The organism is Algiphilus aromaticivorans DG1253 (assembly GCF_000733765.1).
Classification (GTDB): domain Bacteria; phylum Pseudomonadota; class Gammaproteobacteria; order Nevskiales; family Nevskiaceae; genus Algiphilus; species Algiphilus aromaticivorans.
The window spans coordinates 2,703,391-2,730,101 of sequence record NZ_JPOG01000001.1; the positions used below are offsets into that span (position 1 = coordinate 2,703,391).

The window sequence follows — 26,711 nt, forward strand, 5'->3', positions numbered from 1 at the left end:
GCGCAGCCTGCATAGACTGCGCGCATGCCACGCATCTATATCTCGACAGAGCTGACCGCGAACGCGCGCCTCCGTATCGAGGGCGACGCCTTCAATCACACCGTGCGCGTCCTGCGCTTGCGTTCCGGCGACGCGCTCACCGTCTTCAACGGCGACGGGCACGAGTACCCCGCGCATATTGAAGTGATCGAGCGCCAACATGCCCTGCTCGCGCTGAGCGCACCCGAGCAGCCTGAGGTGGAATCACCGCTGGCCACGACGCTGCTGCAGGCTGTGAGCAAGGGCGAACGCATGGACTGGGCGCTGCAGAAGGCCACCGAACTGGGCGTGACGCGCATCCGGCCGATCATCACCGCGCGCTGCAACGTCAAGCTAGACACCAAGCGCTGGCAGAAGAAGATGGCGCACTGGCAGGGCGTCATCACGAGCGCCTGCGAGCAATCCGGCCGCCTTCGTCTGCCCGAGTTGCTGCCAGTGGCCGAGTTGCAGGCGGCGCTGGCTGAAGTCGGCCCAGGCCTGCGTCTGACACTGGATTTCGGCGGCGGCGCCGCCCTACCGCGACAGGCGCCAGAGGACGGCGTCACGCTGCTGGTCGGCCCCGAGGGGGGGCTGAGCGAGGAGGAGATCGCCAGCGCCCGCGCCGCCGGCTTTCACGGCTGGCGCATCGGCCCGCGCGTGCTGCGCACTGAGACGGCGCCGGTGGCAGCCCTGGCGTTGCTGCAGCAACGTTACGGCGACCTCGGCGGCACTCAGTAACGCTCCAGTTCGCGCCAGAGGAACTCGGCCGCGGCGGCAAGCGCGCTGCTGACGGTCAGATAGGTCGTGGTGTGACCGCGCCCCTTCATGCGATAGAGTTCGGCGCGCACACCGAATTGATCCAGCTCGGCCAGCATCGCCTCGGCGCCGGCGATGGGCCAACGGCCGTCGCGGTCGCCGTGGAAGAAGAAGAAGGGCGGCGCCTCGGCATGCGCGACGAAGACCGGCGACGCCTTTCGCAGCGTCTTCTCGGAGGTATCGGGCAGCAATCGGCGTACCTCCGGCCGGTCACCAGCCGGCAGCAGATTCAACGCCGCGCCACCAGCCACCACCGCGCGCACGGGCGGCAGCGAGGCGTCGCGCGGCAGATCCGGCAACGGCCGGCGCGCGCTTTGCGCTAGGCCGAGCATGGCACCGAGATGCCCGCCGGACTCGAAGCCGAGCACAGCCAGCCGCTCGGTATCCAGCCGATGTGCGGAGGCATTGCTGCGTATCCAGCGCAGCGCAGCGTGAAGATCCTGCAGCTGCTCTGACAGCCCGATGCCATCACCCGCGCCGCGGTGCTGAATGGCCATCACTGCCAGGCCGCGCTGCGCCAGATACTCGGCGAGAAAGCGCATGTCCTTGGGATGACCGCCTTCCCAGTCTCCACCGGGAACAGCGAGCACGGTGGGATAGGGCCCCAGGGTGATGGGCGTGTAGAGGTCAGCGTGCAATGGCTGGGCGCCGTCGGCGCCCTCGCGGAAGACCACGCCCTGCTCGACGCGGAAGCGCGTCTCCGGAAGCGGCGTACGCTCAGCGGGCGCGTTGACGTGCTGGGCGCAGCCCGCGAGCAACGCACCGGCGAGCAGGAGGACAAGCGTTTGAGGTCGCATCAAGGAGCTAGGCAGAAATGGGCAGCGCATAGTCGGCCACGATGCCCAGCAAGACAAGCAGCCCGAACCAGTGGCTTGCGAGAAATGCCTGCAGACAGCGCCCCGGATCGCGCTGATGGATCATCCACTGGTGGCGCAGCGCCACAACCATCGCCGCACCCAGGCCGGCCCAGTAGGCGATACCGAGGCCGGCACGCAGCCCGACGGCGACGAGCAACCCCAGCAGCAGCAAGCGCAACAGCGCGGTGATCAGGCGGTCGGCGCGACCGAAGAGAATAGCGCTGGAGCGCACGCCGATCTGCAGATCCTCCTCGCGATCGGCCATGGCGTAGTAGGTGTCGTAGATCAGCGCCCAGACGATGGTGGCTGCCGTGAGCAGCGCGCACAGCGTCCAGTCCACAGCGCCGGGCACGGCGGTCTGCGCCATCGGCACGCCGAAGGCGAAGGCCACGCCCAGATGCGCTTGCGGCAGATGGTGAAAGCGCTTGGCGAAGGGATAGCTCGCCGCCACCAGCACCGCCGGCACGGCCAGCAGCACCGTCGGCAGGTTGGTCTGCAGCACCAGCAGGAAGGCAGCCAGGCAGAGAACCGCGAAGAGCGCCAACGCCTCGCTTACGCTGACGCGACCGGCCGCCAGAGGGCGTGTGGCCGTGCGCGCCACATGGGGATCGATACGCCGATCGGCGAAATCATTGATGACGCAGCCCGCGGAGCGCATGAGCACCGTGCCGGCCGCGAAGATGAGCAGGATGTCGAGCGGCGGCACGCCCTCCGCCGCTGTCCACAACGACCAGCCCACTGGCCACATAAGCAGCCAGATGCCCACCGGCTTGTGCAAGCGTGTGAGCTCGATGTAGGCGCGCAGCTTGTCCACTTCCCCTCCCTTGTCAGACCTGCCCGTAGCGTTGCACGTCGCCGACCCAGCGCGCCACGAGGCGCGTCACCGTGTCGGAAGCGTCCGGGGCGTCGAGTAGCTTCTCGGCAAGCTCGGCCATGGCCGGCAGCTCATCGGCGTCGCGGATGGGGTCGGCGATCTTGAGCCCGACCACGCCGGTCTGACGGCGGCCCAGGAGTTCACCGGGACCGCGCAGCGCCAGATCCTTCTCCGCTATGACGAAGCCGGAATGCGTACGCCGCATGACGTCCAGACGCTCGGAGGCCGCCTCGCCCAGTGGCGGCTGATACATCAGCAGGCACTGGCTCTCGGCGTGGCCGCGACCGACACGGCCGCGCAGCTGATGCAGCTGCGACAGACCCAGCCGCTCGGCATTCTCGATGACCATGATCGAGGCATTGGGCACGTCGACGCCCACCTCGATGACGGTTGTGGCCACCAGCACATCAATGGCGCCTTCCTTGAATTCGCGCATGACCTGCTGCTTGTCGGCCGCCGACAACCGGCCGTGCGCCAGCCCGACGCGGGCGCCCGGCAGCGCAGCTTCCAGCAACTCGGCCGTCTCGCCGGCAGCCTGCGCAGCGAGCTGCTCGGATTCCTCGATCAGCGTACACACCCAGTAGGCTTGACGGCCCGCAGCCACAGCCTCACGCAGCCGGGCGATGACTTCCTCGCGCCGCGTATTGGCCACCGCGGCCGTGACCACCGGCGTGCGCCCGGGCGGCAACTCGTCGATGACCGAGACATCCAGATCGGCATAGGCGGTCTGCGCCAGCGTGCGCGGAATGGGGGTAGCCGTCATGACGAGCTGATGCGGGCGATGGCCTTCCGGCCCCTTGTCGCGCAATGCCAGACGCTGGCGCACACCGAAGCGGTGCTGCTCGTCGACCACCACCAGCCCGAGCTTGGCGAAACGCGTGTCCTCCTGGAAGACGGCGTGCGTACCCACCGCAACGTCGACGGCACCTTCGACGATGGCATCGCGACGCGCCGTGCGTTCGGCCTTCTTCAGGCGGCCGGTGAGCAGCGTCACGCGCAGGCCGAGCGGCGCCAGCCATTCTTCGAGAGTGCGCGCGTGCTGCTCGGCGAGCAACTCCGTGGGCGCCATCAGCGCTGCCTGCCAGCCACCGCGCACGGCCGCCAGCATGGCGGCGGCGGCAACCACGGTCTTGCCCGAGCCTACATCGCCCTGCACCAGCCGCAGCATGGGGGATTCCTGCGCCATGTCGGCACCGATCTCATCGATGACGCGCTGCTGCGCACCGGTCATGGCGAAGCCAAGCTGGCCGCCCAACTCGGCGCGTGCGGCCGTCATTTCCGCAAGCTTTGGGGCGGCGTCAGCGCGCACACGGCGCCGCACCATGCGCAGGCTGATTTGATGCGCCAGCAATTCCTCTCGAATCAGCCGCTGCTGAGCAGGGTGCGTGCCCGCCTCCAGTGCCGCGGCCGTGTCGGCATCTGGCGGCTGATGCAGCAGCCGCAACGCAGCCAGTGTCGTCGGCCCGTCCAGGCCCGGCACGTCTACGGCCAGTACCGGATCGGTCGCCGCCGCTTCAAGCGCCGCCGCCACCAGCCCACGCAGACGCGATTGCGTGACCCCGGCGCTCAGCGGATAGACGGGCAGGATGCCGCCTTCGGGGCGCACCGCAGCCAGCTCCGGGAAGAGCCGGTACTCAGGATGCACCATCTCCCAGCCGCCCGGTCCCATGCGCGCCGTTCCCCAGACGCGCAGCCCGGCCTCGGGCCGGAAGCCCTGGCCCTGCGCATTGCGGAAATGGAAGAAACGCAGCAACAGCGGGGCGCCATCCGCATCGGCGCAGAAGACGCGCAGCTGCCGCCGGGGCGCACTGCGCTGGTCTACCTCCAGCACGCGCAGCGCCAGCTGCGCGGGCACGTTGTGGCGCAGCGTCGCCACGCGCTGGCAGCGGCTGCGGTCCTCGTAGCGCAGCGGCAAGTGCAGTAGCAGGTCGATGACCCGCTCGATGCCCAACCCCGCCAGCTTGGCGGCCAGGGCATCCCCGACGCCGCGTAGCGCCGAGGCCGGCTGCTCCAGCGTCGGGGCGGCCACCGGCAGCGGCTTCAGTCCTCGAGGACGAGAACGCCCTCGGCCTCGAAGCGCGCGCCCTTGGGCAGCGCCGCCACACCGATGGCCGCGCGCGCCGGAAAGGGCTCGTCGAAGATCTCGGCCATGATCTCGTTGACGGTCCCGAAGTCGCCGAGGTCGGTGAGATAGAGATTGAGCTTGGCGATCTGCGCGGCGCTGCCGCCGGCGGCATCGACCACGGCGAGCAGGTTGGCGAAGACGCGCCGGATCTCGTGCTCGATACTGGCGTTGTCCAGCGTCATCGTCGCCGGGTCGAGCGGGATCTGGCCCGAGAGATAGACCGTCGAACCTACGCGCACCGCCTGCGAATAGGGGCCGATCGCCTGCGGGGCATTGTCGGTGTGGATGACCTTGCGCGCGGCCATGGCTGCTCCCTGCATGAATGAAGGCCGCGAATATAGCGCGGCCGTGGCTTCAGAGCCGATGCGCGCGCGCCACCACCGCGAGCCGGCGAATGCGGCGCAGAATACGCGCCAGATGCGTGCGATTGCGCGCGCTGATCACGAAGCGGATATCCGCCGATTCGTCATCGTGCCGCTCCTTCATCTCGACATTCTCGATGCTGGACTCGGCGTGGGCGATCTCGGCGGCAATAGCCGCCAGCGCGCCGCGCTCGTTGAGCGCCTTGACGCGAAGCTCCGCGGAGAAATGGCCCTCGACCTCCTCCGACCATGCCAGCGGAATCCAGTCCTGCGGCGCACTGCGGATTCCACTCGCGGACTGCTTGCAGACCGCGCGGTGGATGATCAAGCCGCGACCGGCGCTAACGTGACCGCGGATTTCGTCGCCCGGTAGTGGATGACAGCACTTGCCGTAGTCGAGCACCAGACCCTCGGTGCCCTCCACGGCCAGCGCCGGGCCGTCGCCTGCGGTGCGGCCGGATTCCGACTCGGGCAGGAAGTGCCGCGCCACCAGCGGCGCCAGCCGCCGGCCCAGGCCGATATCGGCGTAGAGCGCTTCCAGATCGTCGAGCTTGTAGAGCGCCAACACGCGCTCGACGGCCTCGCCACGCAGCGAACTGGTGGACAGATCGAGACCGCGCAGCGCGCGCTCGAGCAGTCGGCGGCCGAGGCGGATGGCCTCGTCCTCGCGCAGATTGCGCAGGTAGTGGCGAATCGAGGAGCGCGCCTTGGCGGTCTTGACGAAGTTCAGCCAGGCGGCATTGGGCTGGGCGTGGCGAGCGGTGATGATCTCCACCGTCTGGCCATTCTGCAGCGTCGCCGACAACGGCTCGAGTTGACCGTCGATGCGCGCCGCCACGCAGCGGTCGCCGAGTTCGGAATGCACGGCATAGGCGAAATCCACCGCCGTCGCGCCTCTGGGCATGCGCAGGATGGTGCCCTTGGGCGTGAAGACGTAGACCTCGTCCGGGAAGAGGTCGATCTTGACCGTCTCGAAGAAATCCACCGCCGCGGCCGAGTCCTGCAGCTCGAAGAGCGAGGACAGCCACTCGCGAGCGCGTGCTTCGGGCGCCGCGTGCTGCGTTCCGCTGGCGCCAAGCTTGTACTGCCAATGCGCGGCGATGCCGCTCTCGGCGATGTGGTGCATCTCGCGCGTGCGGATCTGCACCTCGATCTTGCGTCCGTTCGGCCCCATGCAGGTGGTATGCAGGCTCTGGTAGCCGTTGGTCTTGGGGTTGGCGATGTAGTCGTTGAACAACTCCGAAATCGGGCGATAGATGTGATGCACCATGCCCAGCGCGCGATAGCACTCATCAACCTTGGAGACGACGATGCGGAAGCCCAGCACATCCATCACCGCCGGCAGACGCAGCTTCTTGCGCCGCATCTTTTCGTAGATGCTGTAGAGATTCTTCTGACGCCCGACCACCGTGGCACCGATACCCTCCTCACGCAGCGCGCGCGACAGGCGCGACTCGATCTCGGTAATGGTCTTGCGCGCGTTGCCGATCTGCTGACGCACCGCGCGCTCAATGGCGCGGTAGCGCTGCGGATAGAGATTGGCGAAGGCCAGATCCTCCAGCTCGACACGTAGGAAGTGAATGCCCAGCCGATGCGCCATCGGCGCATAGACCTCCAGCGTTTCCTTGGCCTTGGCGCGGCGCTTGGAGGGCTCCATCACGCCCAGGGTGCGCATGTTGTGCAGGCGGTCAGCCAGTTTGATGAGGATCACGCGCAGATCCTTGGTCATAGCCAGCAGCAGCTTGCGCACCGACTCGGCCTGCGCCTGCGCACGCGACACGCCCTCGGCGCGGTCGAATTTGGAAACGCCGTCGACCAGCGCAGCGACGTCGTCACCGAAGTCGGTGGCAATCTCCTCTCTGGTGATCGCCGTGTCCTCGATCACGTCGTGCAGGATCGCCGCAATGATCGTGACGTGATCGAGCCGCATCTCGGCGAGAATGCGGGCCACCGCCAACGGGTGGTAGATGTAGGGTTCGCCGCTGGTGCGCGTCTGCCCCGAATGCAGCTGCTGACCGAGCGCGTGCGCGCGGCGCACCTCGTCGATCTGCTCGTTGGTGAGATAGGCCTCCAGCACGCGCGCCAGCGCGTCGATGCCGAAGGTGCGCGCAACGCGCTGCGCGCGCAGCGCGTTGCCGATGCGACCGATTACGGGGAGCTGCTGGCGGGTCATGGGCCCAGTATAGGGGCCGCAGAGGCAGGCACGATAACAGCGCCGCGGTCAGCGCGGCGCGTCGGGATTGAATGCGCGGCGCGCCATATCACGCCACGCCGGCCGAATCAGATGTCGAGGGCGTCCAGCGGGTCCAGCGCCTCAAGCTCGACCTTCGGCGCGGAAACGGCGGGCAGATCCTGCTCCTCAAGCACGGCGTCATCGACGTGGCCCTCGGCAATCTCGCGCAGAGCGACAACGGTGGACTTGTCGTTGCCCCAGGTGAGATGCGCCTCGGCGCCGCGCGTAAGCTGGCGCGCGCGCTTGGCGGCGACCAGGGTCAGATCGAACTGGTTATGGATCTGCTCGCGGCAGTCTTCAACGGTGACACGTGCCATGTTTAGCTTCCTCGACGGGGACCGCGCAGTCTAACTGCCACCGCCGTCGTTGGCCAGCAATTCGGCGATGCGCGCGCCTTCGCCGCGCCGCATGATGGCATTGCGGCAGCGCGCGGCGCGCACGATTGCGGCGAAGTCCGCGCGCGCGACCTCCAGATCGTCGTTGATCAACAGGTAGTCGTACTCGTCGCAGTGCGCCATCTCGTCCGCGGCCTGCGCCATGCGCCGGGCGATCACCTCGTCGCTGTCCTGGGCGCGCTCGCGCAGCCGTTGCTCCAGCGCCTGCCGCGACGGCGGCAGGATGAAGATGCCGACAGCTTCCGGCATGGCCAACCGGACCTGGCGCGCGCCCTGCCAGTCGATGTCCAGGATGACGTCGCGGCCAGCGTCCAGCTCCGCCTGCGTGGCGGCCCGACCGGTGCCGTAGCGCCGGCCGAACACCTCGGCATGCTCCAGGAACTCGTGCGCTTCGACCATCTCCTGGAAGCGAGATTCGCTGACGAAGTGATAGTGCACACCGTCGACTTCGCCGGGCCGCGGGTCGCGCGTGGTATAGGACACGGACAGCGACGCCGGCCGGTCGCTGTCGCGTGCAGCCTCAACGTAGGCGCGCGTCAGCGTGCTCTTGCCGCCACCGCTTGGTGCCGAGACGATGAGCAGAACGCCGAGCTTGCTACTCAATGTTCTGAACCTGCTCGCGCATCTGCTCGATGATCACCTTCATCTCCACGGCGCCGCGGGTCAGCTCCGCATCCTGGGATTTCGAGGACAGCGTGTTGGCCTCGCGGTTGAGTTCCTGCATGAGGAAATCCAGGCGCCGGCCGGTAGCTTCTTCGCGCGCAAGGGTGGCGCGCACTTCCTCTATATGGCCGGCCAGGCGCACCATTTCCTCGTCGACATCGGCGCGCTGGGCGACCAGCGCCAACTCCTGCTCGAGCCGACCTTGATCGGCCTCCACACCCAGATCGCGACAGCGCTCGCGCAGCTTGTCGAGCCAGCCCTCGCGCACCTGCGGCAGGCGTTCGCGCACCACGCCGACCTGATTCTCGAGGGCGTCGCAGCGCTCCACCAGCACCTGCGCGAGGCGCTCGCCCTCACGGGCACGGGCGGCGCGCAGATCAGCCAGCGCGGCGTCGAAGGCCTGCGTGGCGGCTTCGTGCAATGCGCTCAGATCCTGACGCTGCTCGCGCACGACGCCCGGAAACTGCAGCACCTGTAGTGGATCGGGCGTCTCCAGCGCACCCCAGGCACGCTCGACATGATCGATCGCCGCCTTCAATTGATTCAGTCGCGCCTCGTCCACCTCAAAGGCACTGGCAGCGCCGTCGGCGAGATAGCGCATCTGCGCCTCGACCTTGCCGCGCGCCAAATCGCGACCAGCGCGCTGGCGCAGTTCCCCTTCCAGCGCGCGGAATTCCTCCGGCATCCGAAAGCCAATGTCGAGATAGCGATGATTGACGGAGCGAATTTCCCAACGGATGGAACCGCCGGGCGCTTCGGCCTCGCCCTGGGCGAAACCCGTCATGCTCAAGGTCATGGCGTGCCGGTTCAGGAAATAGGGACCGCATTGTAGCGGCCGCCAGCACGCGGACCGGGGCGCGAGCTCAGAAGGCGCCCCGGTCCTTTTCGCCGGCTAGGACTTCTTACGCGCCGCCTTGACGCGCTTGCTAACCTTCTCGGCCGTCTTGCGAGCCGTGGTCAGCGCGCTATCCGCCGCCGACTTCAGAGACTTGCTACGGCTGCCACCGACCTTCTTGCTAACCGCCTTCTTGGCCGCGGCGACTTTCTTGCTCGCGGTCTTGGCGGCCACATTGGCCTTCTTGCGGACAGCAGTCGATGCCTTCTTGGTGGCCGACTTCTTGGCAGCACTCTTCTTGGCGGCTGCCTTCTTGGCGGCCGTCTTCTTCGTCGCGCTCTTCTTGACGGCGGACTTCTTGGCTGCCGTCTTCTTCACTGCTGACTTCTTGGCTGCCGTCTTCTTCGCAGCGCTCTTCTTGGCCGATGCCTTCTTGGCCGCTGTCTTCTTCGATGCACTCTTGCTAACTGCCATCGTGGCTCGCTCCTTGATTCGCACCTGCTAACGTGCGGCCATTACAGCCGCTCCCTGGACAGACGCTGCTTGACAAAGCCCCGTAAGCATGAACTGCAGCGTTGATCCCGACTCTGACGCATGACGAAGACAAAAGCAAACAAGCGCAGCATGAGAATCCTCGCCGTATTGCTGCTCAGCATGGTAAGCGGCAGCGCATGCAGCGAGCTGCGGCAGGACACCGCCATTGATTGGAAGCTGATCGCAAGTCACGAACACGACCCCGGCCATTTCACCCAAGGACTGCAACTAAAGGATGGCCGCTGGCTGGAATCCTCGGGCGGATACGGCCGTTCCTTCGTCGTACTGGAAGCCGAAGATGAGACAGTCGCCCGACTCGAGCTACCGGCTTCGGAGTTCGCCGAAGGCGCGAGCTTCGCTCCCGGCGGCATATGGCTGCTGACTTGGCGCACCGGTATTGCGCGCTTACTCGACGAGGAGCTGCGGCTGCTACGCACAGCCCGCTACAGCAGCGAGGGCTGGGGTCTGAGCTTCGACGGCGAGCGGCTGATCATGAGCGACGGCACCCATCGTCTGCAGCATCGCGATGCGGAAAGTTTCGAGCTGCTGGCCACCGTCGTCGTCACAGACGGCGAGCGCCCACTGCGGCGACTCAACGAACTGGAGTTCGCCCACGGTCTGCTGTGGGCGAATATCTTTGGTGCCGAACGCGTCGCAGCGATCAATCCCTATACCGGAGACCTCTGCGGCTGGCTGCATCTCGACGTGCTGGCCGAGGACTTCCAGCGGCCACCGACTTGGGACGCCACCAACAACGTGCTCAACGGCATTGCCGTCGACTCCGAAAGCGGCCACCTGCATGTCACCGGCAAGCGCTGGCCGCGACGCTATGAGATCGCCGTCGCATTGGGCGACAGCCACCGCGATTGCGCTGCGCGGCGGCCCTGAAGCGCCGGTAATGGAAATAAGTATTACTGATCATACTTCGCTTGCTTGCGCATAAGCTACGGTGATACAAGAGTTCGCACAGTTCACGCGACGCGCCCTGCGCAGGATATACGGTAATGGAATTTACCCACGAGCATGACAGCCTCTACCAGACCACCCTCAAGTTCGTCCAGGATGAAATCAACCCGAATGTTCCGCAGTGGGAGGCCGATGGGATCTGGCCGGCACACGAGATTCTCAAGCGAATGGGTGATCTCGGTCTGCTCGGCATCAACAAGCCGGAAGCCGACGGCGGCCTGGGTCTGGATTACTCCTACGAGCTGCGCTTCGCCGAAGCACTAGGCAACTGCACCAGCGGCAGCGTACCCATGGCCATCGGCGTCGTCACCGACATGGCCACACCGGCCTTGTCACGCTTCGGCTCGGCCGAATTGCGCGAGGAATATCTGGCGCCGGTGATTGCCGGCGATCAGGTCTGCTCCATCGCCGTCTCCGAAGCCGGCGCCGGCTCGGATGTGGCGTCCGTCAAGACCACGGCCCGCCGCGACGGCGACGACTACGTCATCAACGGCTCGAAGATGTGGATCACCAACGGCACGCAGGCGGACTGGGCCTGCACGCTGGTCAACACCTCCGAGGGCAAGCCACACCAGAACAAGTCGCTGATCATCGTGCCGCTGGACGCCAAGGGCGTGCAGCGCGACACCAAGCTCGACAAGCTCGGCATGCGCGCTTCCGACACCGCCATGATCTTCTTCGACGATGTGCGCGTGCCAGCACGCAATCTGGTGGGTCAGGAAGGCATGGGCTTCATGTACCAGATGATGCAGTTCCAGGAGGAACGTCTCTTCGGCGCGGCCTCGATGATCGAGGGCATGGAGCACCTGATCCAGGAAACCATCGAGTACACACGCAACCGTAAGGCCTTCGACATGAGTGTGCTGGACAACCAGTACGTGCACTTCCGCCTGGCCGAGATGCAGACCGAGATCGAAGCACTGCGCGCGATGGTCTACCGCACCACCGAACTCTATGTTACCGGCAAGGCCGGCATGGAAGAGCTCGGCAAGCTGGCGTCGATGTGCAAGCTCAAGGCCGGGCGCATTGCGCGCGAGGTCAGCGACGGCTGCCTGCAGTTCTGGGGCGGTCAGGGTTTCATGTGGGAGTCCGAGGTCGCGCGCGCCTACCGCGACTCACGCCTGATCTCCATCGGCGGCGGCGCCGACGAGATCATGCTCGGCATCATCTGCAAGATCATGGGCACCCTGCCCAAGAAGAAGAAGAAGCCGTCGGCCGACACCGAGGCCACGCAAGCCGGCGCAGCCTGAAGCTACGCGGCACCCACGCTCCGCACCGGGCGGGGACGATCAGACGAGGTTCATGCGGCATTCGCTAGACTGCCGGCAGCCACTCAACTGCCGGTTAGTCATCCCATGCGCAAGTTCCTCAAGATCGCCGCCATCCTCGTCGCGGTCGTGCTGCTAGTGGTCTCGGCGGCGCTCGCCACCGCCGTCGCGCTATTCGACCCCAACGACTATCGCGAGCAGATCGGGACTGCCGTAGAGCAACAGACCGGACGCAGCTTCAGCATCGACGGCGACCTGTCGCTCCGCGTCTTTCCGTGGCTGGCGGTGGGCGCCGAGGGCGTGACACTGGGTAATGCGGAAGGCTTCGGCGAGGAACCCTTCGCGCAAATAGGCAGCGTGGCCGCCGGCATCAAGCTGCTGCCGCTGCTGCTGCGGCGCGAAGTCGTGCTCGACGAAATCAGTCTGGAAGGACTGCGCGTCAATCTCGCGGTTGACGCGCAGGGCCGCAACAACTGGGCCGACCTGGCTGCGTCCGCAACGGAGGAGACAGCCCCCGAGACCGACGAACCGATTACCGAGAACGAGGACGGATTCGCCATAAGCAGTCTGGAGGTATCCGGGATACGCATCAGCGACGCGGCGCTCAGCTACACAGATGCCGCTGCCGGCGTGACGCATCGCATCAAGGGTGTGTCACTTTCCACCGGCCGCATCCGTCCCGGCGAACCCTTCAACCTGAGCTTCGGCGCAAGCTATAGCGGCGGCGAGCCGACCACAACTGCGGAGATGACGCTGTCGGGCGTAATCGATGCCGATATCGAGCAGCAAGTCTACGAGTTGCGCCAGCTGGCTCTGGATATCATCGCATCCGGTGAGGCCGTACCAGGGGGCAAACAGAACCTGGCGATTACCGGCAAGGCCTCGTTCAACGCCGCCGACGGCTTCTTCAGCCTGAGCGACGGCCGAATGCAGACGGCGGGAATCACCGCGGACTTCAACGCCGAGGGCAAGGGTCTCAACGGTGATGCACCGAGCTTCTCGGGCACTGCCGGCACTCGCGAGTTCTCGCCGCGGGCGGTGCTCTCTGCGCTGGCTATCGAAGCGCCTGCCACGCGCGACAATGATGTTCTGAAAGCGGCGAAACTGGATCTGCGCTTCAAGGCCGACTCGAGCAGTGTCTCCGTTCCCGAGCTGACCATCCGCCTCGATGACACTCAGATCAAGGGCGAGGCTTCGTTGCAGGATCTCACGACCCAGCGCATCAACTTCAGCATCGGGGTCGACGCCATCAATATCGACCGCTATCTACCACCCGACGCGCAGGTATCCGAGCAGGCAGGCAAGGATGGCGAAGAGGGTAGCGGTGACATCAACGACATCGCCGTTCCCACCGAAATGCTGGAGGCAATCAACGCCAAGGGACGCATCCGCATCGGCGAACTCATTGCACAGGGCATGACCATGCGCGATGTCGTGCTGGAAGTCGACGCACCCAAGGGTAGCGCCAAGACACAGCGGCTGACGGCAAAGCTCTACGGCGGCAACATCGACCTGAGCAATACCATCACGCCCGGGCAGACACCGCGCTACAGCACGCGCTTCAAGGTCGCCTCGGTCGCCGGCGGCGACCTGCTCGCCGATTTCCTTGGCCGTGACCTCGCCGAAGGTCTCGCCAATGCTGAGGTAGACCTGAGCAGCCGGGGCAAGACGGTCGGCGATATTCGCAAGGCTTTGAACGGCACACTGTCTGTGTCGCTAAGCGACGGTGCCGTCAAGGGCTTCGACATCGCACAGACGCTGCGTAACGCACGCCGACGCCTGCGTGGCGAGGCAGCCGTGGAGAGCGACGGCAAGCCCAAGACAGATTTCGCTTCGCTCGTCGCCAGCGCGAAGATCACCGACGGCCTGTTGGAGATCACCAAACTGGACGGTCGCAACCCGCTGTTCCGCCTGCTCGGCGACGGCACCGTCAATCTGGTCGGTGAGGAACTGGACGTGCTGGCGCGCCCCAGCATCGTGAAGAGTCTGGAGGGCCAGGCGGGCGCCGAGCTGTCCGAGCTTGCCGGCATCGAGATTCCGATTCGCGTCAGCGGCAGCTGGGCCGACCCGAAGATCCGTCTCGACCTGCGCAAGGCGCTGGAACAGCAGGCCGCGAGCAAACTGCGCGAGGCCGCCGGAGAACGCGGCGACGAATTGCGCGAGAAGGTGCGCAAGGAAGAGGGGCGCCTGCAGGAGAAGATCGACAAGGAGATCGGCGAGAAGGCCGGTGACGCGCTGCGCAGCCTCTTCGGCCGCGAGCGCGACAAACCAGCCGACAAGAAGCAAGGCGATACCGAGGGCGACCAGAAGACAGCACCCGACGCCGACGTTCCAAAGGACGGCAATGCAGACGATGAAGCCGGTGGGACCGGTAGCTGAGGCCGCCTTCGCCGACCGCCTGCTGAGCTGGTTCGACCAGCACGGCCGGCACGATCTGCCCTGGCAGCACCCGCGCAGCCCGTGGCGTGTCTGGGTTTCGGAGATCATGCTGCAGCAGACCCAGGTCGCCACGGTCATCGGCTACTTCGATCGCTTCATGGCTCGCTTTCCCACCCCCGCCGCAATGGCCGAAGCCTCCGTCGACGACGTGCTGGCGCTGTGGTCCGGGCTGGGCTACTACTCGCGGGCACGCAATCTGCACGCCGCTGCGCAGCGCGTCGCCGCCGAGCACGGCGGCGAAGTGCCGGCCGATTTCGACGCGCTGGTCGCGCTGCCCGGCATCGGTGCCAGCACGGCAGCGGCGATCTGCGCGCAGGCCTTCGGCCAGCGGCACGCCATCCTCGACGCCAACGTCAAGCGCGTGCTCGCCCGCCACGCTGGCGTCGAAGGTTGGCCCGGGCGCAGCCCGGTGACACGCCAGCTGCAGACCGAGGCCGACGCCCGCCTGCCGGATACGCGGCTGGCCGACTACACCCAGGCCATCATGGATCTGGGCGCGCGGCTGTGCGCACCGCGCAGCCCCGCCTGCCCCGAATGCCCGGTGGCAGCCGACTGTGTGGCGCATCGCGAGCAGCGCACGGCCGAGCTGCCGGCGCCCAAGCCACGACGCCAGCGCCCCGAGCGCAGCGCCTTCCTGCTGCTCATCGCGCGCGATGATGGGTGCATCTGGCTGGAGCGGCGACCGCCAGCCGGCATCTGGGGCGGGCTGTGGGCACCCCCCATCGTCGAGGCCGCCGACAAGGCCAGCCTCGCCGCCATGGGCCTGAAGCCGCGCCAACAGCCGAGGCCGGAGCCGCTACGCCACGGCTTCACGCATTTCGTCTGGCAACTACAGCCGATGCCCTGCGCTCCCGTCGACAATCCGGTCAGTCTGCGCGAAGACCTGGGGGCCTGGCATACAATCGGCGGCGCGCAGGCGCTGGGCCTTCCGGCCCCCATCCGCCGCCTGCTCGAAAGCCTCGAGGAGCCGCCATCATGAGCCGCACTGTCTACTGCGCCCGTCTGCAACGCGAAGCCGAGGGCCTCGATGCCCCGCCCTACCCCGGCGCGATGGGGCAACGCATCTTCGAGAACGTATCCAAGGAGGCCTGGCAGGAGTGGCAAGCGCATCAGACGCGCGTCATCAACGAGTACCACCTGTCGCTCGCCGAAAAGAAGTCCCGCGACTTCCTGACCCAGGAAATGGAGAAATTCCTTTTCGGCGGCGGCGAGCTCGCAGAAACCGGCTACGTCCCGCCCAAGGACGCGGCCAAGGACACCTGAGCATGCCGCGCCGGCTGAGCCCGCTGGACGCCGTCCTTGCTCGCGCCGGCGACGCCCTGGTTGGACGACAGCGCGAGGATGCAGTCGCCCCGCGCCCCACGCCTGATGCCACGGACGGCGCACTCACCGCGCCACAGCGCCACCACGCCGCCGGTCTCATGCGCGTCAATCACGCTGGCGAGGTCGCCGCGCAGGCGCTCTACCAGGGCCAGTCTCTGCTGGCGCGCGACCCGCAGGTGCGCCGGCACTTGCAGCAAGCCGGCGCCGAGGAGCGCGATCATCTGCAGTGGTGCGCGCAGCGCCTGGCCGAGCTGGGCGAAGCCCCCAGCCGGCTGCAGCCTGTCTGGTACGGCGCATCCTTCGCGATGGGCGCTGCCGCGGCCATGGCCGGCGACCGCTGGAGCCTGGGCTTCGTCGAGGAAACCGAGAAGCAGGTCGTGCAGCATCTCGAAGGCCATCTCGACCGGCTGCCGCCGGCAGACAAGCGCTCGCGTGCCATCGTCGCGCAGATGCGCGCGGACGAGGCGCGCCACGGCGATGAGGCCCGCGCAGCCGGCGGCACCGACCTTCCCCTGCCGGTGCGCATGGCAATGCGCGGCGTGGCGCGCGTCATGACGCGCACCGCATACTGGTTCTGAACGTGCCGGCAACGCGCCTGTGGCTGCTGCTCACGGCGCTGGGGCTAGCAGCTTGCGACCCCGGCGAACCGGCAAGGCCCAGCGACGAAGTGGCTGCGGTAGCAAGCGGCGACGCCCGTGACTGGCGCTGCGGCAATGTGCAGCTGCGCACCGAGCCGCAGGGCAATACCGATCGACTGGTACTGCATCTTCCCGGCGGCCGCCGCAGCCTGACGCAGGCCGTGGCGGCCTCGGGCGCGCGCTACAGCGAGCCCACCGGCACCGCCTTCTGGTCCAAGGGGCCCGACCGGGCGCTGCTGAGCCTGCCGGATCGCGATCGGCAGGTGGAATGCACCCCCAGCGAGGCAACCTCGCCCTGGATCGCCGCCGCCGAGAGCGGCCTGCGCGCGCGCGCTGCTGGCAACGAACCGGGCTGGATTCTGGAAGTCTCGCCGGATGGCGAGATGCATGCGCTGCTGGACTACGGCGAGCGCGAGCACATCTTCGAAGCCGGCAGCAGCGAAAGCGGGGCCGGCGGCATGCGCATCGTCAGCGCCGACGGCCGCGCCACCGCTGAATTCGTGGCCGAGCCCTGCGCCGACAGCATGAGCGGACAGCGCTTCCCGATGCGCGTGACGCTGGGCGTGGGAGACGATCGCTACAGCGGCTGCGGGCGCGTCTACGAGCGCGACGCGACTAGCGACTAGCGCGAGATATTGCGCCCGTAGAAGATCTCCATTATCTCGTGGTTGACCCGGCCGCGGATGCGCTTGGCTTCGCGTGGCGGCAGCTCGCGCACACCCTCGCCGAAGAGATAGGTCTCCAGATCCAGATCCTTCAAACGCATCTTGGTGTGGAACATGTACTCCTGATACACGTTCACATCGACCATGTCGTAGCGATCCTTGATGTCCTTAGAGATGAAGTTCTGGATCGAATCGATATTGTGGTCGATGAAGTGCTTGGAACCGCGGACGTTGCGCGTGAAGCCGCGCACGCGGTAATCCATGATCACGATGTCGGAATCGAAGCTGTTGATCAGGAAGTTCAACGCCTTCAGTGGCGAGATCTTGCCGCAAGTCGAGACATCGATATCGGCACGGAAGGTGGAAATGCCGTTGTCCGGGTGCATCTCGGGATAGGTGTGCACGGTGATGTGCGACTTGTCGAGGTGCCCGACCACCGACTCCTTTTCAACCGCCCCCTTCTTCTGGTCGTGCGGCGTTTCGGCGTGCCCCTCGGAAATAAGCATCGTCACCGAAGCGCCCTGCGGCTCGTAATTCTCGCGCGCGATATTGAGAATCTGCGCGCCGATCATGTTCGACACCTGGGTCAGGATGTCGGTCAGCCGCTCGGCGTTGTAGGCCTCGTCGATATACTCGATGTACTCCTGCTGATGCTCGGCCGAGCGCGCATAGCAGATGTCATAGATATTGAAGCTCAGCGACTTCGTGAGATTGTTGAAGCCGTGAAGCTTGAGGCGGGGATTGCGGACCGTCTTCTTGGGCAAGGCCTGCTACTCCGGATGAATCGGCGGGCGGTCGCGCGAAGCTTCGCGCAGGCCGCACATTATGGAATACGGGAACGGGCGGCGTGTGACAGCCGCGCGACTCAATCGGTTTCGTCGTTCTCGATGGCGAAGTCGTGCGTGATCTCGGCGGCAGCCCCGAGCATGATCGAGGCCGAGCAGTACTTCTCCGCCGACAGCTTCACGGCGCGCTCGACCTGCGCCGACTTCAGGCCCTCGCCGATCACCGTGAAATGCAGATGGATAGCGGTGAATACCTTAGGGTCCGTCTCGGCGCGGGTGCCCGTGACCTTGACGCGGCAGTCCGCCACCGGCGCGCGACCCTTGCGCAGGATGTGCAGCACATCCACTGCCGAGCAGGCGCCCACCGACAGCAGCATCAGCTCCATGGGCCGCGCGCCGGTATTGCGTCCGCCGATGTCCTCCGGGCCGTCGATGACGATGGCATGGCCGCTGCCCGTCTCGCCGACGAACTGGGCGCCGCTGGTGTGGTGGATGGTTACTTCCATGGGAGTATCCCTCTAAGCGTGCTTAAGCGATGTGCCATCTTCGAACTTCGAGCCAATCGGGAGAAGGTAGTTGACCCGCCTTGCTCTCGGGTTCCGCGCTTCATAACGACGGCGCTACCGGATGTCGCCACGCGACCGGCGCGGGTTCCTTTGGTTACGGCCAAAGGAACCAAAGCCATGGTGCCCGCCGGGTGGCGTGCTCGGGGCACGGATCGTTCTGGCTCGCCGCTCCGCGGCATCGCTACAGATCGCTGCTGGGTCTTCGCGCGATGTCGCGAAGCGACGAGCCGTTCTGTCCTTCCCCTTGGTGGCGCGGCGGCTGGTGGCGCGCGCAGGGGAGGATCGGCCCGGATGGCCGATCCAGCCGTGACGGGACAGGATGTCCCTTCACGGCGGCCCCGAGCACGCCGCCAGCCGCCGGGACTCCGGCCCGCCAAAGGCGGGCCGGAGCGCCACCTCGGGGTGTCCTCTCTTTGGTTTCTTTCTCTGGACAAGCAGAGAAAGAAACCCGCGCCGGTCGCGGGGCGACAGACGACAGCGCAGAGGTTATGCGGCGCGGAAACCCCGTGCAGTAGGGAACTACATGCACCCATTAGGTACATGACCTCCGAGGTCTGCGTGCGAAAACCTCGCAATCCGGCCATCGCAAACATTGCGAGCAATCACCATCACCCGATCAGATCGGCCAACGCCACACCCGGATCCACCGCCCGCATCAACGACTCACCGATCAGAAAGCGCTGCACACCGGCAGCCTGCATACGCGCCACATCGTCGCGCGTGTTGATACCGCTCTCGGTGACCACCGGCGCGCCCGGCGCCAGTCGCGGCAGCAAGTCGAGGGTGGTCTCCAGCCTGGTCTCGAAATTCCGGAGATCGCGGTTGTTGATGCCCAGCAGATAGCCGTCCTTCAGATCAGCCGCCTGCACGGCTTCCAGCTCGGCGCCATCGTGAACCTCGACCAGCACGTCCATGCCGGCCTCGCGCGCCACCGCATCCAGCTCGCGCATCTGCGCAGCCGACAGCGCGGCCGCGATCAGCAGCACGCAGTCGGCGGCCATGGCGCGTGCCTCCAGTACCTGCAGCGGGTCGATGAGGAAATCCTTGCGCAGCACCGGCAGCGCGCAGGCCGCGCGCGCGGCCTCCAGGACCTCGGGACCACCGCCGAAAAAATCGCGATCGGTGAGTACCGACAGCGTCGCGGCACCGCCCTCCGCGTAGCGCCCGGCGAGCCAGGCGCCGTCGAAATCCTGGCGGATCAGGCCCTTGCTGGGACTGGCGCGCTTGATCTCGGCGATGACGGCCGCCCCCTGCCTGGCGCGAGCCGTCAAGGCCTCGGCAAAACCGCGGGGCGCATCGGCCACGCCGGCCAGCTCTTCCAGATCGGCCGTGCGGTAGCGCTTGCGCAGCGCACTCAGCTCCTCGGCCTTGCGCGCGAGAATGGTCTCAAGGATGTCGCTCATTGCTGTGCCTGCGTGGCGGCGACAAAGGCCGCGCGCTTGGCCTGCGCCGCACCCGAGTCGATGCTGTGGCGCGCGCGCTCGATGCCGTCGCTGATGGAACCGGCGACATCAGCGGCGTAGAGGGCCGCACCGGCGTTGAGCAGCACGATGTCGCGCGCCGGGCCGCTATCGCCCATGAGCACGCCCTCGACCGTCGCGCGCGAGGCTTCCGGGCCGTCGACGGCGAGCTGGCGGCTGGAGGCCATGGTCAGCCCGAAGTCCTCGGGATGGATATCGTACTCGTGCACCTCGCCGTCCTTCAGCTCAGCGACGTAGGTCGCCCCGCCCAGCGTGATCTCGTCGAGGCCGTCGCGGCCCCAGACCACCAGCGCGCGCGACAGGCCGAGCTCGCGCAGCACGCGCGCGAGAATGCCCACCAGATCCGGGTGGAAGACCCCCATCAGGCAGTGCTTGGCGTCGGCGGGATTGGTCAGCGGGCCGAGGATGTTGAAGATCGTGCGCACGCCCATCTCCTTGCGCACCGGCCCGACCTCCTTCATGGCCGGATGATGGATGGGCGCGAACATGAAGCCGACGCCGCAGGCCTCGATGCAGGCCGCGACCTGCTCGGGCTGCAGCTCGATATCCGCGCCGAGCGCGGCCAGCAGGTCGGCCGCGCCGGAGGCGCTGGAGACCGAACGGTTACCGTGCTTGGCCACCCTGGCGCCAGCGCCGGCCGCCACGAACATGGCAGCCGTGGAGATATTGAAGGTATGCGCGCCGTCGCCACCGGTGCCGACGATGTCGAGGAAATGCTCGCGATCGGCCAGCGGCACGCCGCGGGCGAACTCACGCATGACGCGCGCCGCGCCGGTGATCTCACCAACGGTCTCCTTCTTGACGCGCAGGCCGGCGAGAATCGCCGCCGTCAGAACGGGCGACACCTCGCCACCCATGATGGCGCGCATCAGCGCGATCATCTCGTCGTGGAAGATCTCGCGGTGGTCGATGACGCGCGCCAGCGCCTGCTGCGGGGTGAATTTCATCAGGCGGGCTCCGCGATCCGGTAGTCGAGGAAGGTGCGCAACATGGCGTGACCGTGCTCGGAGAGAATGGATTCGGGATGGAACTGCACGCCCTCGACGGCCAGCTCGCGGTGGCGGAAGCCCATGACCTCATCGACGCCGCCGTCGGCGGTGGCGGTCCAGGCGGTCAGCTCCAGGCAGTCCGGCAGGCTGTCGCGCGCCACGATCAGCGAGTGGTAACGCGTCGCCGTCAGCGGGCTCTCCAGGCCGGCGAAGACGCCGACGCCGGTGTGATGGATGGCCGAGGTCTTGCCGTGCATGACCTCGCGCGCGCGCACGACCTCACCGCCGAAGACCTGGCCAATGGCCTGATGGCCGAGACAGACGCCGAAGATCGGGATGTGGCCGGCAGCGCGCTCGATCAGCTCCAGGCAGACGCCGGCCTCGTTGGGGGTGCAGGGCCCGGGCGAAAGCAGGATGTGATCCGGCTGCCGGGCCAGCATCTCGTCCACGCTCATGGCGTCGTTGCGCACGACCTCGACCTGCGCGCCGATCTCGCCGAGATACTGCACGAGGTTGTAGGTGAAGGAATCGTAGTTGTCGACGACGAGAACCATGGCCAGCATCCGCACTGAGCGCGCGGGCTGCGCGCCGGGGCGCAATGGTAGCAAGCCGTCGGCCTTGCATTCGGCACCGGAGCGTCGCATGTTGGGCCAAGCACGCATCCACGGTGGCACCCCATGTCGCGTCTATCCACCAGCATCCGGCAGTTGGAGGCGCCCTATCTGGCGACCTGCTACCGCGTCTACTTGCCCACCGCCACCGAGGATGTGCGCGTCGGCGAGCCGGCGCCGGCGGTGGATGCCTGGCTGCTCGAACACGAGTCGGAGACCGCCGCCATTGTCACCGCCTGCAATCCGGGCAGCCGCCTGCTCGGCACCGCCGCCAACCGCCGCCTGCAGGCGGCGCTGCTGCATCTGCTGCACGCCATGCCGCATCCCATGCTGCCGGGCTGCAATATCGCCGAGGAGGGCGGCTGGCCCGACGAGCACAGCCTGGTCGTCGCGGGACTGTCACGCGGCGAGGCGCGCCGGCTGGCCGCCCGCTTCGGTCAGAACGCGCTGGTCTGGCTGGTGCGCGGCACACCCGCGCGCCTGGCCTGGGTGCGCGACTGAGGGCGGGCCGACTCAGAAAGCAGCGAGCGTGGCGCGCGCCAGCATGGCCAAACCCAAGGCGAGCAACACCAGTACAGAGAAGGCGTTGACCCAGCGCAGGAGTCGCATAGGCATGACGCGCCCCGCCCGGAAAGCCCCCCAGGCATAACCGAGCTTGACACCACCCACCGCCACCACGGCGACGGCGATGATCGCGAGCGCATCAACGAAGTGCAGCGTCTGCAGATCGACGAAGGCCGGCAGGAAGCCGAGATAGAAGAGGATCGCCTTCTGGTCGCCGAGCGTCACGAGCAGCCCGGTCATGAAGCTCGACACGCCCGACCCGGTCTCCTGCCCCGGCGCTGCCGGCGCCTGCGCCCGGGCGCGCCAGATGTGTACCGCGAGCACCAGCAGATACAGGCCGCCCGCGTACTGCAACAGGAATGCCGCACCACCGAGGGCTTCGGCGATCAGAACAAGACCGAAGACCGCCAGCAGGATGAAGACAATATCGCCCGCAACCACGCCCGCCGCCGCGTAGGCGCCCTGACGGAAACCACCGGTGACCGCGCGCGTCGACACCAGCAGCACCGACACGCTGGGCGCGGCCGCAAGCAGCGCCATGGCCAGAAAGAGGGCGGCGACGCCGCCGAGGCTCAGCCCCGGCGCCACGACGATCGCCCCTTCACGACAGCTCGTGGCTCCGGAACAGCGCCAGCAGCTCCTCGGCGTCCGCTGCCTTGGGCGCGAAGTGCGGTGCCGGCTGCTGTGCCTGCGCGCTGGCCAGCCACTGCTTCAGCCCGCTGAACTGGACGATATCGGTCTGCGGCTCGTCGTCATCCTCTCCGGTATCGATCTGCAGATCGTCGCGCGCGAAGACCACGACCGGAATCACCGGCACCTCTGCCTCGCGCCACCAGCGCGTGCGCTTCAGCAGCCCGCGCACGCATTCGGCCGTGCGGATGGCCTGCTGGCTGGCATTGCCGTGCTCGCGCTCGCCGTGCTCATTGCGCTGCGTCCAGGTTTCGCCGGCGTCGCAGTGGATCTCCCCGGACCAGCTCTTGACCTCGATGACGACCACGCCGACACCGGCGACCAGCGCCAGCGCGTCCACCTCGAAGCGACGCCCCTGATACTTCAGGTCGCCGGACCAGAGCACGGCGGAAACGGGCTCGCCGAAGGACTGCAGAAAGGCGCGCACCTGCTCCTCGCCGCGATTGCCGGCGGCCTTCTGCGCGCCCTGCGCCGGCGTCTGCCGTCCGCCCTTGAGCAGGAAGAGCAGCAGCACAGCGGCGAAAGCGAAGATGATGATCCATGCCATGGCGCGCAGCCTAGCGCGAATGGCGCCGACGGCCTTGACCAGCCAGCCCCCGCGTATCAGCCGTGCCCGCTGTGCCCCCCGGGCAGCAACTGCATGCCCAGCGGCGCCAGCGCCGTCCAGGCACCCAGCGCAACCACGAGCAGACCGGCGATTCGCCGGAAGCGGCTGTCGCCGCTGAGCGCACGGAAGCGGCTGGCCAGCGCGCCGGTGGCAATCATCGCGGGCGCCGTACCCAGGCCGAAGGCCGCCATGAAAGCGGCCCCGCCCGTCGGCTCAGCGGTGGCCACCGCCACCAGCAGCATGCCGTAGACCAGCCCGCAGGGCATCCAGCCCCAGAGCGCCCCCAGCAGGAAGGTGGAACCGGCGGAGCGGCGCCGCATCAGCCCCGAGGCCAGCGGCGCGATACGGCGCCAGACATGCAGACCCACCGTCTCGACCGGCTGCAGCAGGCGCAGATTGAAGGCCACCTGCAGGCCGATCGCCACCAGCACCAGACCGGTCAGCACCCGCATGACGACCACCGCCACCGGTGCGTGCATCGCCTGCCCGAGCGCCAGGCCGATCGCACCAGCGAGCGCCCCCGCCAGCGCATAGCTGGCGATGCGGCCGCCGTTGTAGAGCAGCGCCCTGCCCAGAGCCGACACCGCGCCGGTTCCCGGCCCGGCGGTGCCCATGCCCATGGCCGCGGCGATGCCGCCGCACATGCCCAGGCAATGCGAGCTGCCGACCAGGCCCGCGATAAAGGCCGCGGAGAGGCTGCCCGGGTCCGGGCTCATGAGCTGACTACCTCGGACGTGGCGGGCCACCCCGGGGCGGCGACGGCCTCAGCGTGGGGGATCATCGGAGCTCTCTTCGCGCCGGGATGGCTCGCGCTCGTCGTCCAGCAGGATGCGGTAGCCGGGGCTGTCCAGGTCGTCGAACTGGCCGCTGCGCACGGCCCAGAAGAAGGCCCAGACCGCCAGCGCGAAGAAGAGCAGCGACAGCGGGATCAGCAGGAAGAGAATCTTCATCCGGTGACCTCCGGCGTCGCGTCGAGCACGCTTGCACCCGCCCTCTGCGCGCGCGCCTTCGGGCGGCGGCCCAGACGCATGGCGTTGGCGACGACGATCAGGGAGCTGGCGGACATGCCCACTGCCGCCATCCAGGGGGCGAGCTGGCCGGTGGCGGCCAGCGGCAGGGCGACCGTGTTGTAGCCGATCGCCCAGATCATGTTCTGCCGCACAACGGCCAGCGTGCGTCGCGCCGCGCGTACCGTGCCGGCGAGGTCATCGAGGCGCTCGCCGGTCAGCAGCAGATCGGCGCTGCTCTGCGCTAGCGCCGAGCCACTACCCATGGCGATTGAGACGTCGGCGCCGCCGAGCACTGGCGCGTCGTTGATGCCGTCGCCCACCATGACCACGCGCTCGCCACCCGCCTGCAGCCGACGCAGACGCGCCAGCTTGTCCTCGGGCGTCTGCCGCGCGCGCCATTGCTCGACACCCAGCGTGCGCGCCAGCACGCCCACGGGCGCCTCGGCATCGCCGCTGGCGATCTCCACGCCGATGCCGAGCGCGCGCAGCTCGGCGATGGCGCGCGCCGCCCCCGGGCGCGGCGCATCGGCCAGACGGAAGCGCGCCAGCAGGCGCTCACCGTCGCCGAGAACAACCACCGTGTCATCGGTGTCGAGCGCAGGGAGCGTGTGACTGCCGTCGACGCCCGCGGCCCAGTCGGGCCGGCCGATGCGCAGGCGGCGCCCGTCGATGCGGCCCTCGACGCCGTGACCGAGCTCCACGCGCACATCCGTGGCAGAGCGCGTCGGGGTGGCGCGGCTGGTGAAGGCGCGCGCCAGCGGGTGCTCGGAATGCGCCTCCAGCGCGGCGGCGAGCGCGCGCGCCTCGGCGGCGTCGACGCCCGGCGCCGTCTCGGTGCCGCGCAGCGTCAGCGCGCCCGTCGTCAGCGTGCCGGTCTTGTCCAGCACCACGCGCCCGGCGTGGGCAAGCCCTTCGAGGGCGGCCGTACGCGCCACCAGCACACCCGAGCGCGCCAGCCGCGAGGTCGCTGCCACCAGCGCCGTAGGCGTGGCCAGCGAGAGCGCACAGGGGCAGGTCACGACCAGTACGGCCAGCGTGACTTCGAAGGCCTGATCGGGGGCGATCCGCCACCAGATCGCGGCGGTGGCGGCGGCCAGCAGCAGCACGCCGCTGACGAACCAGCGCGCCACGCGGTCGGCACCGCGCGCCAGGGCCGGCCGCTGCGACTGGGCGCGCTCGAGCAGGCGCGCGATGTTGGCCACCAGGGTTTCGCGACCGACGCGCGTGACTTCCATGTCGAAGGGAGAGCCGGTGTTGACGCTGCCGCCCAGCACCTCCTCGCCCGCAGCGCGCGCCACCGGCTGGAACTCGCCGGTGAGCAGGGACTCGTCGAGACGGGGCTCGCCGGCGATCACGCGGCCGTCGGCGGGCACGGCCTCACCGGGGCGTACGCGCAGGTGGTCGCCCGCCGCCAGCTCGGCCAGCGCCACGCGCATCGCCTCACCGTCGGGCGCCAGGCGCGTGGCCGTCGCCGGCAGCGTGCGGGCCAGCGCGTCGCCGGCGTCGGTGGCCTTGTGCCGCGCCGCCATCTCGAAGTAACGCGCCACCGACAGGAAGAAGACGAACATCGTCACCGAATCGAAGTAGACCTCGCCGCTGCCTACCAGCGTGTTCCAGACGCTGGCGGCATAGGCGCCGCCGACGGCCAGCGCCACCGGCACGTCCATGCCCGGCCGCCGCACCCGCAGGTCGCGCCAGGCGCCGCGAAAGAAGGGAATCGCAGCGTAGAAGACCACCGGCGTGGCGACCAGCAGGCTCACCGCGCGCAGCAGCGCGCTGACCTCGGCCTCCATGCCGGCGTGGATCGCGCCGGCGTAGAGCCCGACGGCATACATCATCGTCTGCATCATGCCCAGCCCGGCCACCGCCAGGCGCTTGAGCGCGGCCCGCCGCTCGCGCGCCGCGGCCGGCCAGGCGGCCTCCACCCCCAGGGGCCGCGGCTGGTAGCCGAGGCCGTCGATGCGGCGCAGCAGCCGCGACAGCGGCACGCGCGCCGGATCCCAGTGCAGCAGCGCGCGCCCGCTGGCCGGATTGACTTCGATGGCGCGCACGCCGTCGATGCCCCCCAGCAAGCGCTCGATCAGCCAGGCACAGGCCGCGCAATACATGCCCTCGATGGCGAGTGTGGCTTCGCGGCTGCCGTCAGTAAGCGCGCGCGTGAAGCCCTGCTGCACCGCGTCCCGGTCGAAGGCGCTCCAGGCATCGGGCTGCTCAGGCGGCGGGCTCGCGGGCGCACCATCGCGGTAGCGGTAGAAGTCTTCGAGACCGGCGCCGGCGATAAGCAGCGCCACCGCCTCGCAGCCCGGGCAGCAGACTTCGCGCTCGACGCCGTCGATGGCCACGCGCAGTGGCTTCCCCGGGCCCAACGCGTCCCCGCAGTGGAAGCAGGCGCTCATG

General features: G+C 67.9%; 28 protein-coding genes. 9 read left to right on the plus strand and 19 right to left on the minus strand.

All coding sequences use genetic code 11. The features are described 5' to 3' along the window. Positions 1-24: 24 nt before the first annotated feature. A complete protein-coding gene (locus U743_RS12560; protein ID WP_043768734.1) occupies positions 25-756 on the plus strand; it encodes a 16S rRNA (uracil(1498)-N(3))-methyltransferase in 732 nt (243 codons plus the stop codon). On the opposite strand, the gene U743_RS12565 is transcribed toward U743_RS12560, so the two are convergent. From U743_RS12565 to U743_RS18825, 9 genes are all read right to left on the minus strand, one after another. Then, positions 750-1,631 carry an alpha/beta hydrolase family protein gene (locus U743_RS12565; RefSeq protein WP_052368102.1) on the minus strand — a complete coding sequence of 294 codons (882 nt, stop codon included), beginning with the start codon at positions 1,629-1,631 and terminating at the stop codon, positions 750-752. The genes U743_RS12560 and U743_RS12565 overlap by 7 nt on opposite strands. A gap of 7 nt (positions 1,632-1,638) precedes the next feature. After that, positions 1,639-2,505, minus strand: a complete 867-nt coding sequence (ubiA, locus tag U743_RS12570; protein ID WP_043768736.1) for a 4-hydroxybenzoate octaprenyltransferase — start codon at positions 2,503-2,505, stop codon at positions 1,639-1,641. A 13-nt stretch (positions 2,506-2,518) separates the two neighbouring features. Further along, entirely contained in the window at positions 2,519-4,600 is a 2,082-nt protein-coding gene (recG, locus tag U743_RS12575) for an ATP-dependent DNA helicase RecG (protein WP_084191528.1), read from the minus strand. 5 nt (positions 4,601-4,605) lie between these two features. Next, on the minus strand, positions 4,606-4,995 hold the full coding sequence (locus U743_RS12580) for a RidA family protein (protein ID WP_043768738.1): 390 nt from the start codon (positions 4,993-4,995) through the stop codon (positions 4,606-4,608). A gap of 49 nt (positions 4,996-5,044) precedes the next feature. Continuing rightward, positions 5,045-7,225, minus strand: a complete 2,181-nt coding sequence (locus U743_RS12585; protein WP_043768740.1) for a RelA/SpoT family protein — start codon at positions 7,223-7,225, stop codon at positions 5,045-5,047. A 107-nt stretch (positions 7,226-7,332) separates the two neighbouring features. Continuing rightward, on the minus strand, positions 7,333-7,602 hold the full coding sequence (gene rpoZ / locus U743_RS12590) for a DNA-directed RNA polymerase subunit omega (protein WP_043768742.1): 270 nt from the start codon (positions 7,600-7,602) through the stop codon (positions 7,333-7,335). A gap of 30 nt (positions 7,603-7,632) precedes the next feature. Continuing rightward, on the minus strand, positions 7,633-8,283 hold the full coding sequence (gmk, locus tag U743_RS12595; protein ID WP_043768743.1) for a guanylate kinase: 651 nt from the start codon (positions 8,281-8,283) through the stop codon (positions 7,633-7,635). Then, positions 8,276-9,127 (minus strand): YicC/YloC family endoribonuclease, encoded by an 852-nt coding sequence (locus U743_RS12600; RefSeq protein ID WP_232226779.1) that lies wholly within the window; start codon positions 9,125-9,127, stop codon positions 8,276-8,278. Before U743_RS12600 ends, gmk begins: the two co-directional genes overlap by 8 nt. Positions 9,128-9,235: 108 nt before the next feature. Then, entirely contained in the window at positions 9,236-9,652 is a 417-nt protein-coding gene (locus tag U743_RS18825) for a hypothetical protein (protein ID WP_043768747.1), read from the minus strand. Positions 9,653-9,802: 150 nt separating this feature from the next. On the opposite strand from U743_RS18825, the gene U743_RS12610 reads away from it, so the two are divergent. The 7 genes from U743_RS12610 to U743_RS12640 all read left to right on the plus strand — a co-directional run bounded on the left by U743_RS12610 (position 9,803) and on the right by U743_RS12640 (position 16,972). Continuing rightward, entirely contained in the window at positions 9,803-10,600 is a 798-nt protein-coding gene (locus U743_RS12610; protein WP_052368106.1) for a glutaminyl-peptide cyclotransferase, read from the plus strand. A 116-nt stretch (positions 10,601-10,716) separates the two neighbouring features. Beyond that, positions 10,717-11,928: an acyl-CoA dehydrogenase family protein gene (locus tag U743_RS12615; RefSeq protein WP_043768749.1), complete on the plus strand. Its 1,212-nt coding sequence runs from the start codon at positions 10,717-10,719 to the stop codon at positions 11,926-11,928. A gap of 105 nt (positions 11,929-12,033) precedes the next feature. Beyond that, positions 12,034-14,325: an AsmA family protein gene (locus tag U743_RS12620; protein WP_043768750.1), complete on the plus strand. Its 2,292-nt coding sequence runs from the start codon at positions 12,034-12,036 to the stop codon at positions 14,323-14,325. After that, a complete protein-coding gene (mutY, locus tag U743_RS12625; RefSeq protein WP_232226780.1) occupies positions 14,291-15,364 on the plus strand; it encodes an A/G-specific adenine glycosylase in 1,074 nt (357 codons plus the stop codon). Before U743_RS12620 ends, mutY begins: the two co-directional genes overlap by 35 nt. Further along, positions 15,361-15,648 (plus strand): oxidative damage protection protein, encoded by a 288-nt coding sequence (locus U743_RS12630; RefSeq protein WP_043768752.1) that lies wholly within the window; start codon positions 15,361-15,363, stop codon positions 15,646-15,648. The genes mutY and U743_RS12630 overlap by 4 nt, the downstream gene beginning before the upstream one ends. 2 nt (positions 15,649-15,650) lie before the next feature. Continuing rightward, on the plus strand, positions 15,651-16,286 hold the full coding sequence (coq7, locus tag U743_RS12635; RefSeq protein WP_052368108.1) for a 2-polyprenyl-3-methyl-6-methoxy-1,4-benzoquinone monooxygenase: 636 nt from the start codon (positions 15,651-15,653) through the stop codon (positions 16,284-16,286). A 2-nt stretch (positions 16,287-16,288) separates the two neighbouring features. Beyond that, a complete protein-coding gene (locus U743_RS12640; RefSeq protein WP_052368110.1) occupies positions 16,289-16,972 on the plus strand; it encodes an MliC family protein in 684 nt (227 codons plus the stop codon). Here the strand turns inward: U743_RS12640 and speD are convergent. The 5 genes from speD to U743_RS12665 form a co-directional block, all read right to left on the minus strand. Continuing rightward, complete coding sequence (speD, locus tag U743_RS12645; protein ID WP_043768754.1) at positions 16,969-17,775, minus strand: adenosylmethionine decarboxylase; 807 nt, start codon at positions 17,773-17,775, stop codon at positions 16,969-16,971. The genes U743_RS12640 and speD overlap by 4 nt on opposite strands. Before the next feature lie 101 nt (positions 17,776-17,876). Beyond that, a complete protein-coding gene (locus U743_RS12650; protein WP_043768756.1) occupies positions 17,877-18,302 on the minus strand; it encodes an OsmC family protein in 426 nt (141 codons plus the stop codon). Between the two features lie 668 nt (positions 18,303-18,970). Continuing rightward, positions 18,971-19,765 (minus strand): indole-3-glycerol phosphate synthase TrpC, encoded by a 795-nt coding sequence (gene trpC / locus U743_RS12655; RefSeq protein ID WP_043768759.1) that lies wholly within the window; start codon positions 19,763-19,765, stop codon positions 18,971-18,973. Next, the gene (trpD, locus tag U743_RS12660; RefSeq protein WP_043768761.1) at positions 19,762-20,790 is read right to left on the minus strand and encodes an anthranilate phosphoribosyltransferase; all 1,029 of its coding nucleotides are present in this window, start codon (positions 20,788-20,790) and stop codon (positions 19,762-19,764) included. The genes trpC and trpD overlap by 4 nt, the downstream gene beginning before the upstream one ends. Next, positions 20,790-21,386, minus strand: coding sequence for an anthranilate synthase component II (locus U743_RS12665; protein ID WP_043772115.1), 597 nt, complete (start codon positions 21,384-21,386; stop codon positions 20,790-20,792). Before U743_RS12665 ends, trpD begins: the two co-directional genes overlap by 1 nt. Before the next feature lie 123 nt (positions 21,387-21,509). On the opposite strand from U743_RS12665, the gene U743_RS12670 reads away from it, so the two are divergent. Then, positions 21,510-21,944, plus strand: a complete 435-nt coding sequence (locus U743_RS12670; RefSeq protein WP_052368112.1) for a DUF3293 domain-containing protein — start codon at positions 21,510-21,512, stop codon at positions 21,942-21,944. A 12-nt stretch (positions 21,945-21,956) separates the two neighbouring features. Here U743_RS12670 and U743_RS12675 read toward each other — a convergent pair whose 3' ends face one another. Genes U743_RS12675 through U743_RS12695 form a run of 5 tightly spaced genes read right to left on the minus strand, consistent with a single transcriptional unit; the run spans position 21,957 to position 26,710 of the window. Further along, positions 21,957-22,595 carry a LysE family translocator gene (locus tag U743_RS12675; protein ID WP_052368114.1) on the minus strand — a complete coding sequence of 213 codons (639 nt, stop codon included), beginning with the start codon at positions 22,593-22,595 and terminating at the stop codon, positions 21,957-21,959. A gap of 13 nt (positions 22,596-22,608) precedes the next feature. Beyond that, on the minus strand, positions 22,609-23,244 hold the full coding sequence (locus U743_RS12680) for a nuclease-related domain-containing protein (protein WP_043768763.1): 636 nt from the start codon (positions 23,242-23,244) through the stop codon (positions 22,609-22,611). 56 nt (positions 23,245-23,300) lie between these two features. Further along, complete coding sequence (locus U743_RS12685) at positions 23,301-24,020, minus strand: sulfite exporter TauE/SafE family protein (RefSeq protein ID WP_043768765.1); 720 nt, start codon at positions 24,018-24,020, stop codon at positions 23,301-23,303. Positions 24,021-24,068: 48 nt separating this feature from the next. Beyond that, entirely contained in the window at positions 24,069-24,254 is a 186-nt protein-coding gene (ccoS, locus tag U743_RS12690; RefSeq protein ID WP_043768767.1) for a cbb3-type cytochrome oxidase assembly protein CcoS, read from the minus strand. Further along, a complete protein-coding gene (locus U743_RS12695; RefSeq protein WP_052368115.1) occupies positions 24,251-26,710 on the minus strand; it encodes a heavy metal translocating P-type ATPase in 2,460 nt (819 codons plus the stop codon). The genes ccoS and U743_RS12695 overlap by 4 nt, the downstream gene beginning before the upstream one ends. Position 26,711 lies beyond the last annotated feature (1 nt).

Coding starts and splice junctions, on each gene's coding strand:
- U743_RS12560 (WP_043768734.1), top strand. CDS start 25: ATGCCACGCATCTATATCTCGACAGAGCTGACCGCGAACGCGCGCCTC.
- U743_RS12565 (WP_052368102.1), bottom strand. CDS start 1,631: ATGCGACCTCAAACGCTTGTCCTCCTGCTCGCCGGTGCGTTGCTCGCG.
- U743_RS12580 (WP_043768738.1), bottom strand. CDS start 4,995: ATGGCCGCGCGCAAGGTCATCCACACCGACAATGCCCCGCAGGCGATC.
- U743_RS12585 (WP_043768740.1), bottom strand. CDS start 7,225: ATGACCCGCCAGCAGCTCCCCGTAATCGGTCGCATCGGCAACGCGCTG.
- rpoZ (WP_043768742.1), bottom strand. CDS start 7,602: ATGGCACGTGTCACCGTTGAAGACTGCCGCGAGCAGATCCATAACCAG.
- U743_RS12600 (WP_232226779.1), bottom strand. CDS start 9,127: ATGACGGGTTTCGCCCAGGGCGAGGCCGAAGCGCCCGGCGGTTCCATC.
- U743_RS18825 (WP_043768747.1), bottom strand. CDS start 9,652: ATGGCAGTTAGCAAGAGTGCATCGAAGAAGACAGCGGCCAAGAAGGCA.
- U743_RS12610 (WP_052368106.1), top strand. CDS start 9,803: ATGAGAATCCTCGCCGTATTGCTGCTCAGCATGGTAAGCGGCAGCGCA.
- U743_RS12615 (WP_043768749.1), top strand. CDS start 10,717: ATGGAATTTACCCACGAGCATGACAGCCTCTACCAGACCACCCTCAAG.
- U743_RS12620 (WP_043768750.1), top strand. CDS start 12,034: ATGCGCAAGTTCCTCAAGATCGCCGCCATCCTCGTCGCGGTCGTGCTG.
- mutY (WP_232226780.1), top strand. CDS start 14,291: ATGCAGACGATGAAGCCGGTGGGACCGGTAGCTGAGGCCGCCTTCGCC.
- U743_RS12630 (WP_043768752.1), top strand. CDS start 15,361: ATGAGCCGCACTGTCTACTGCGCCCGTCTGCAACGCGAAGCCGAGGGC.
- coq7 (WP_052368108.1), top strand. CDS start 15,651: ATGCCGCGCCGGCTGAGCCCGCTGGACGCCGTCCTTGCTCGCGCCGGC.
- U743_RS12650 (WP_043768756.1), bottom strand. CDS start 18,302: ATGGAAGTAACCATCCACCACACCAGCGGCGCCCAGTTCGTCGGCGAG.
- trpC (WP_043768759.1), bottom strand. CDS start 19,765: ATGAGCGACATCCTTGAGACCATTCTCGCGCGCAAGGCCGAGGAGCTG.
- trpD (WP_043768761.1), bottom strand. CDS start 20,790: ATGAAATTCACCCCGCAGCAGGCGCTGGCGCGCGTCATCGACCACCGC.
- U743_RS12665 (WP_043772115.1), bottom strand. CDS start 21,386: ATGGTTCTCGTCGTCGACAACTACGATTCCTTCACCTACAACCTCGTG.
- U743_RS12670 (WP_052368112.1), top strand. CDS start 21,510: ATGTCGCGTCTATCCACCAGCATCCGGCAGTTGGAGGCGCCCTATCTG.
- U743_RS12680 (WP_043768763.1), bottom strand. CDS start 23,244: ATGGCATGGATCATCATCTTCGCTTTCGCCGCTGTGCTGCTGCTCTTC.
- U743_RS12685 (WP_043768765.1), bottom strand. CDS start 24,020: ATGAGCCCGGACCCGGGCAGCCTCTCCGCGGCCTTTATCGCGGGCCTG.
- ccoS (WP_043768767.1), bottom strand. CDS start 24,254: ATGAAGATTCTCTTCCTGCTGATCCCGCTGTCGCTGCTCTTCTTCGCG.
- U743_RS12695 (WP_052368115.1), bottom strand. CDS start 26,710: ATGAGCGCCTGCTTCCACTGCGGGGACGCGTTGGGCCCGGGGAAGCCA.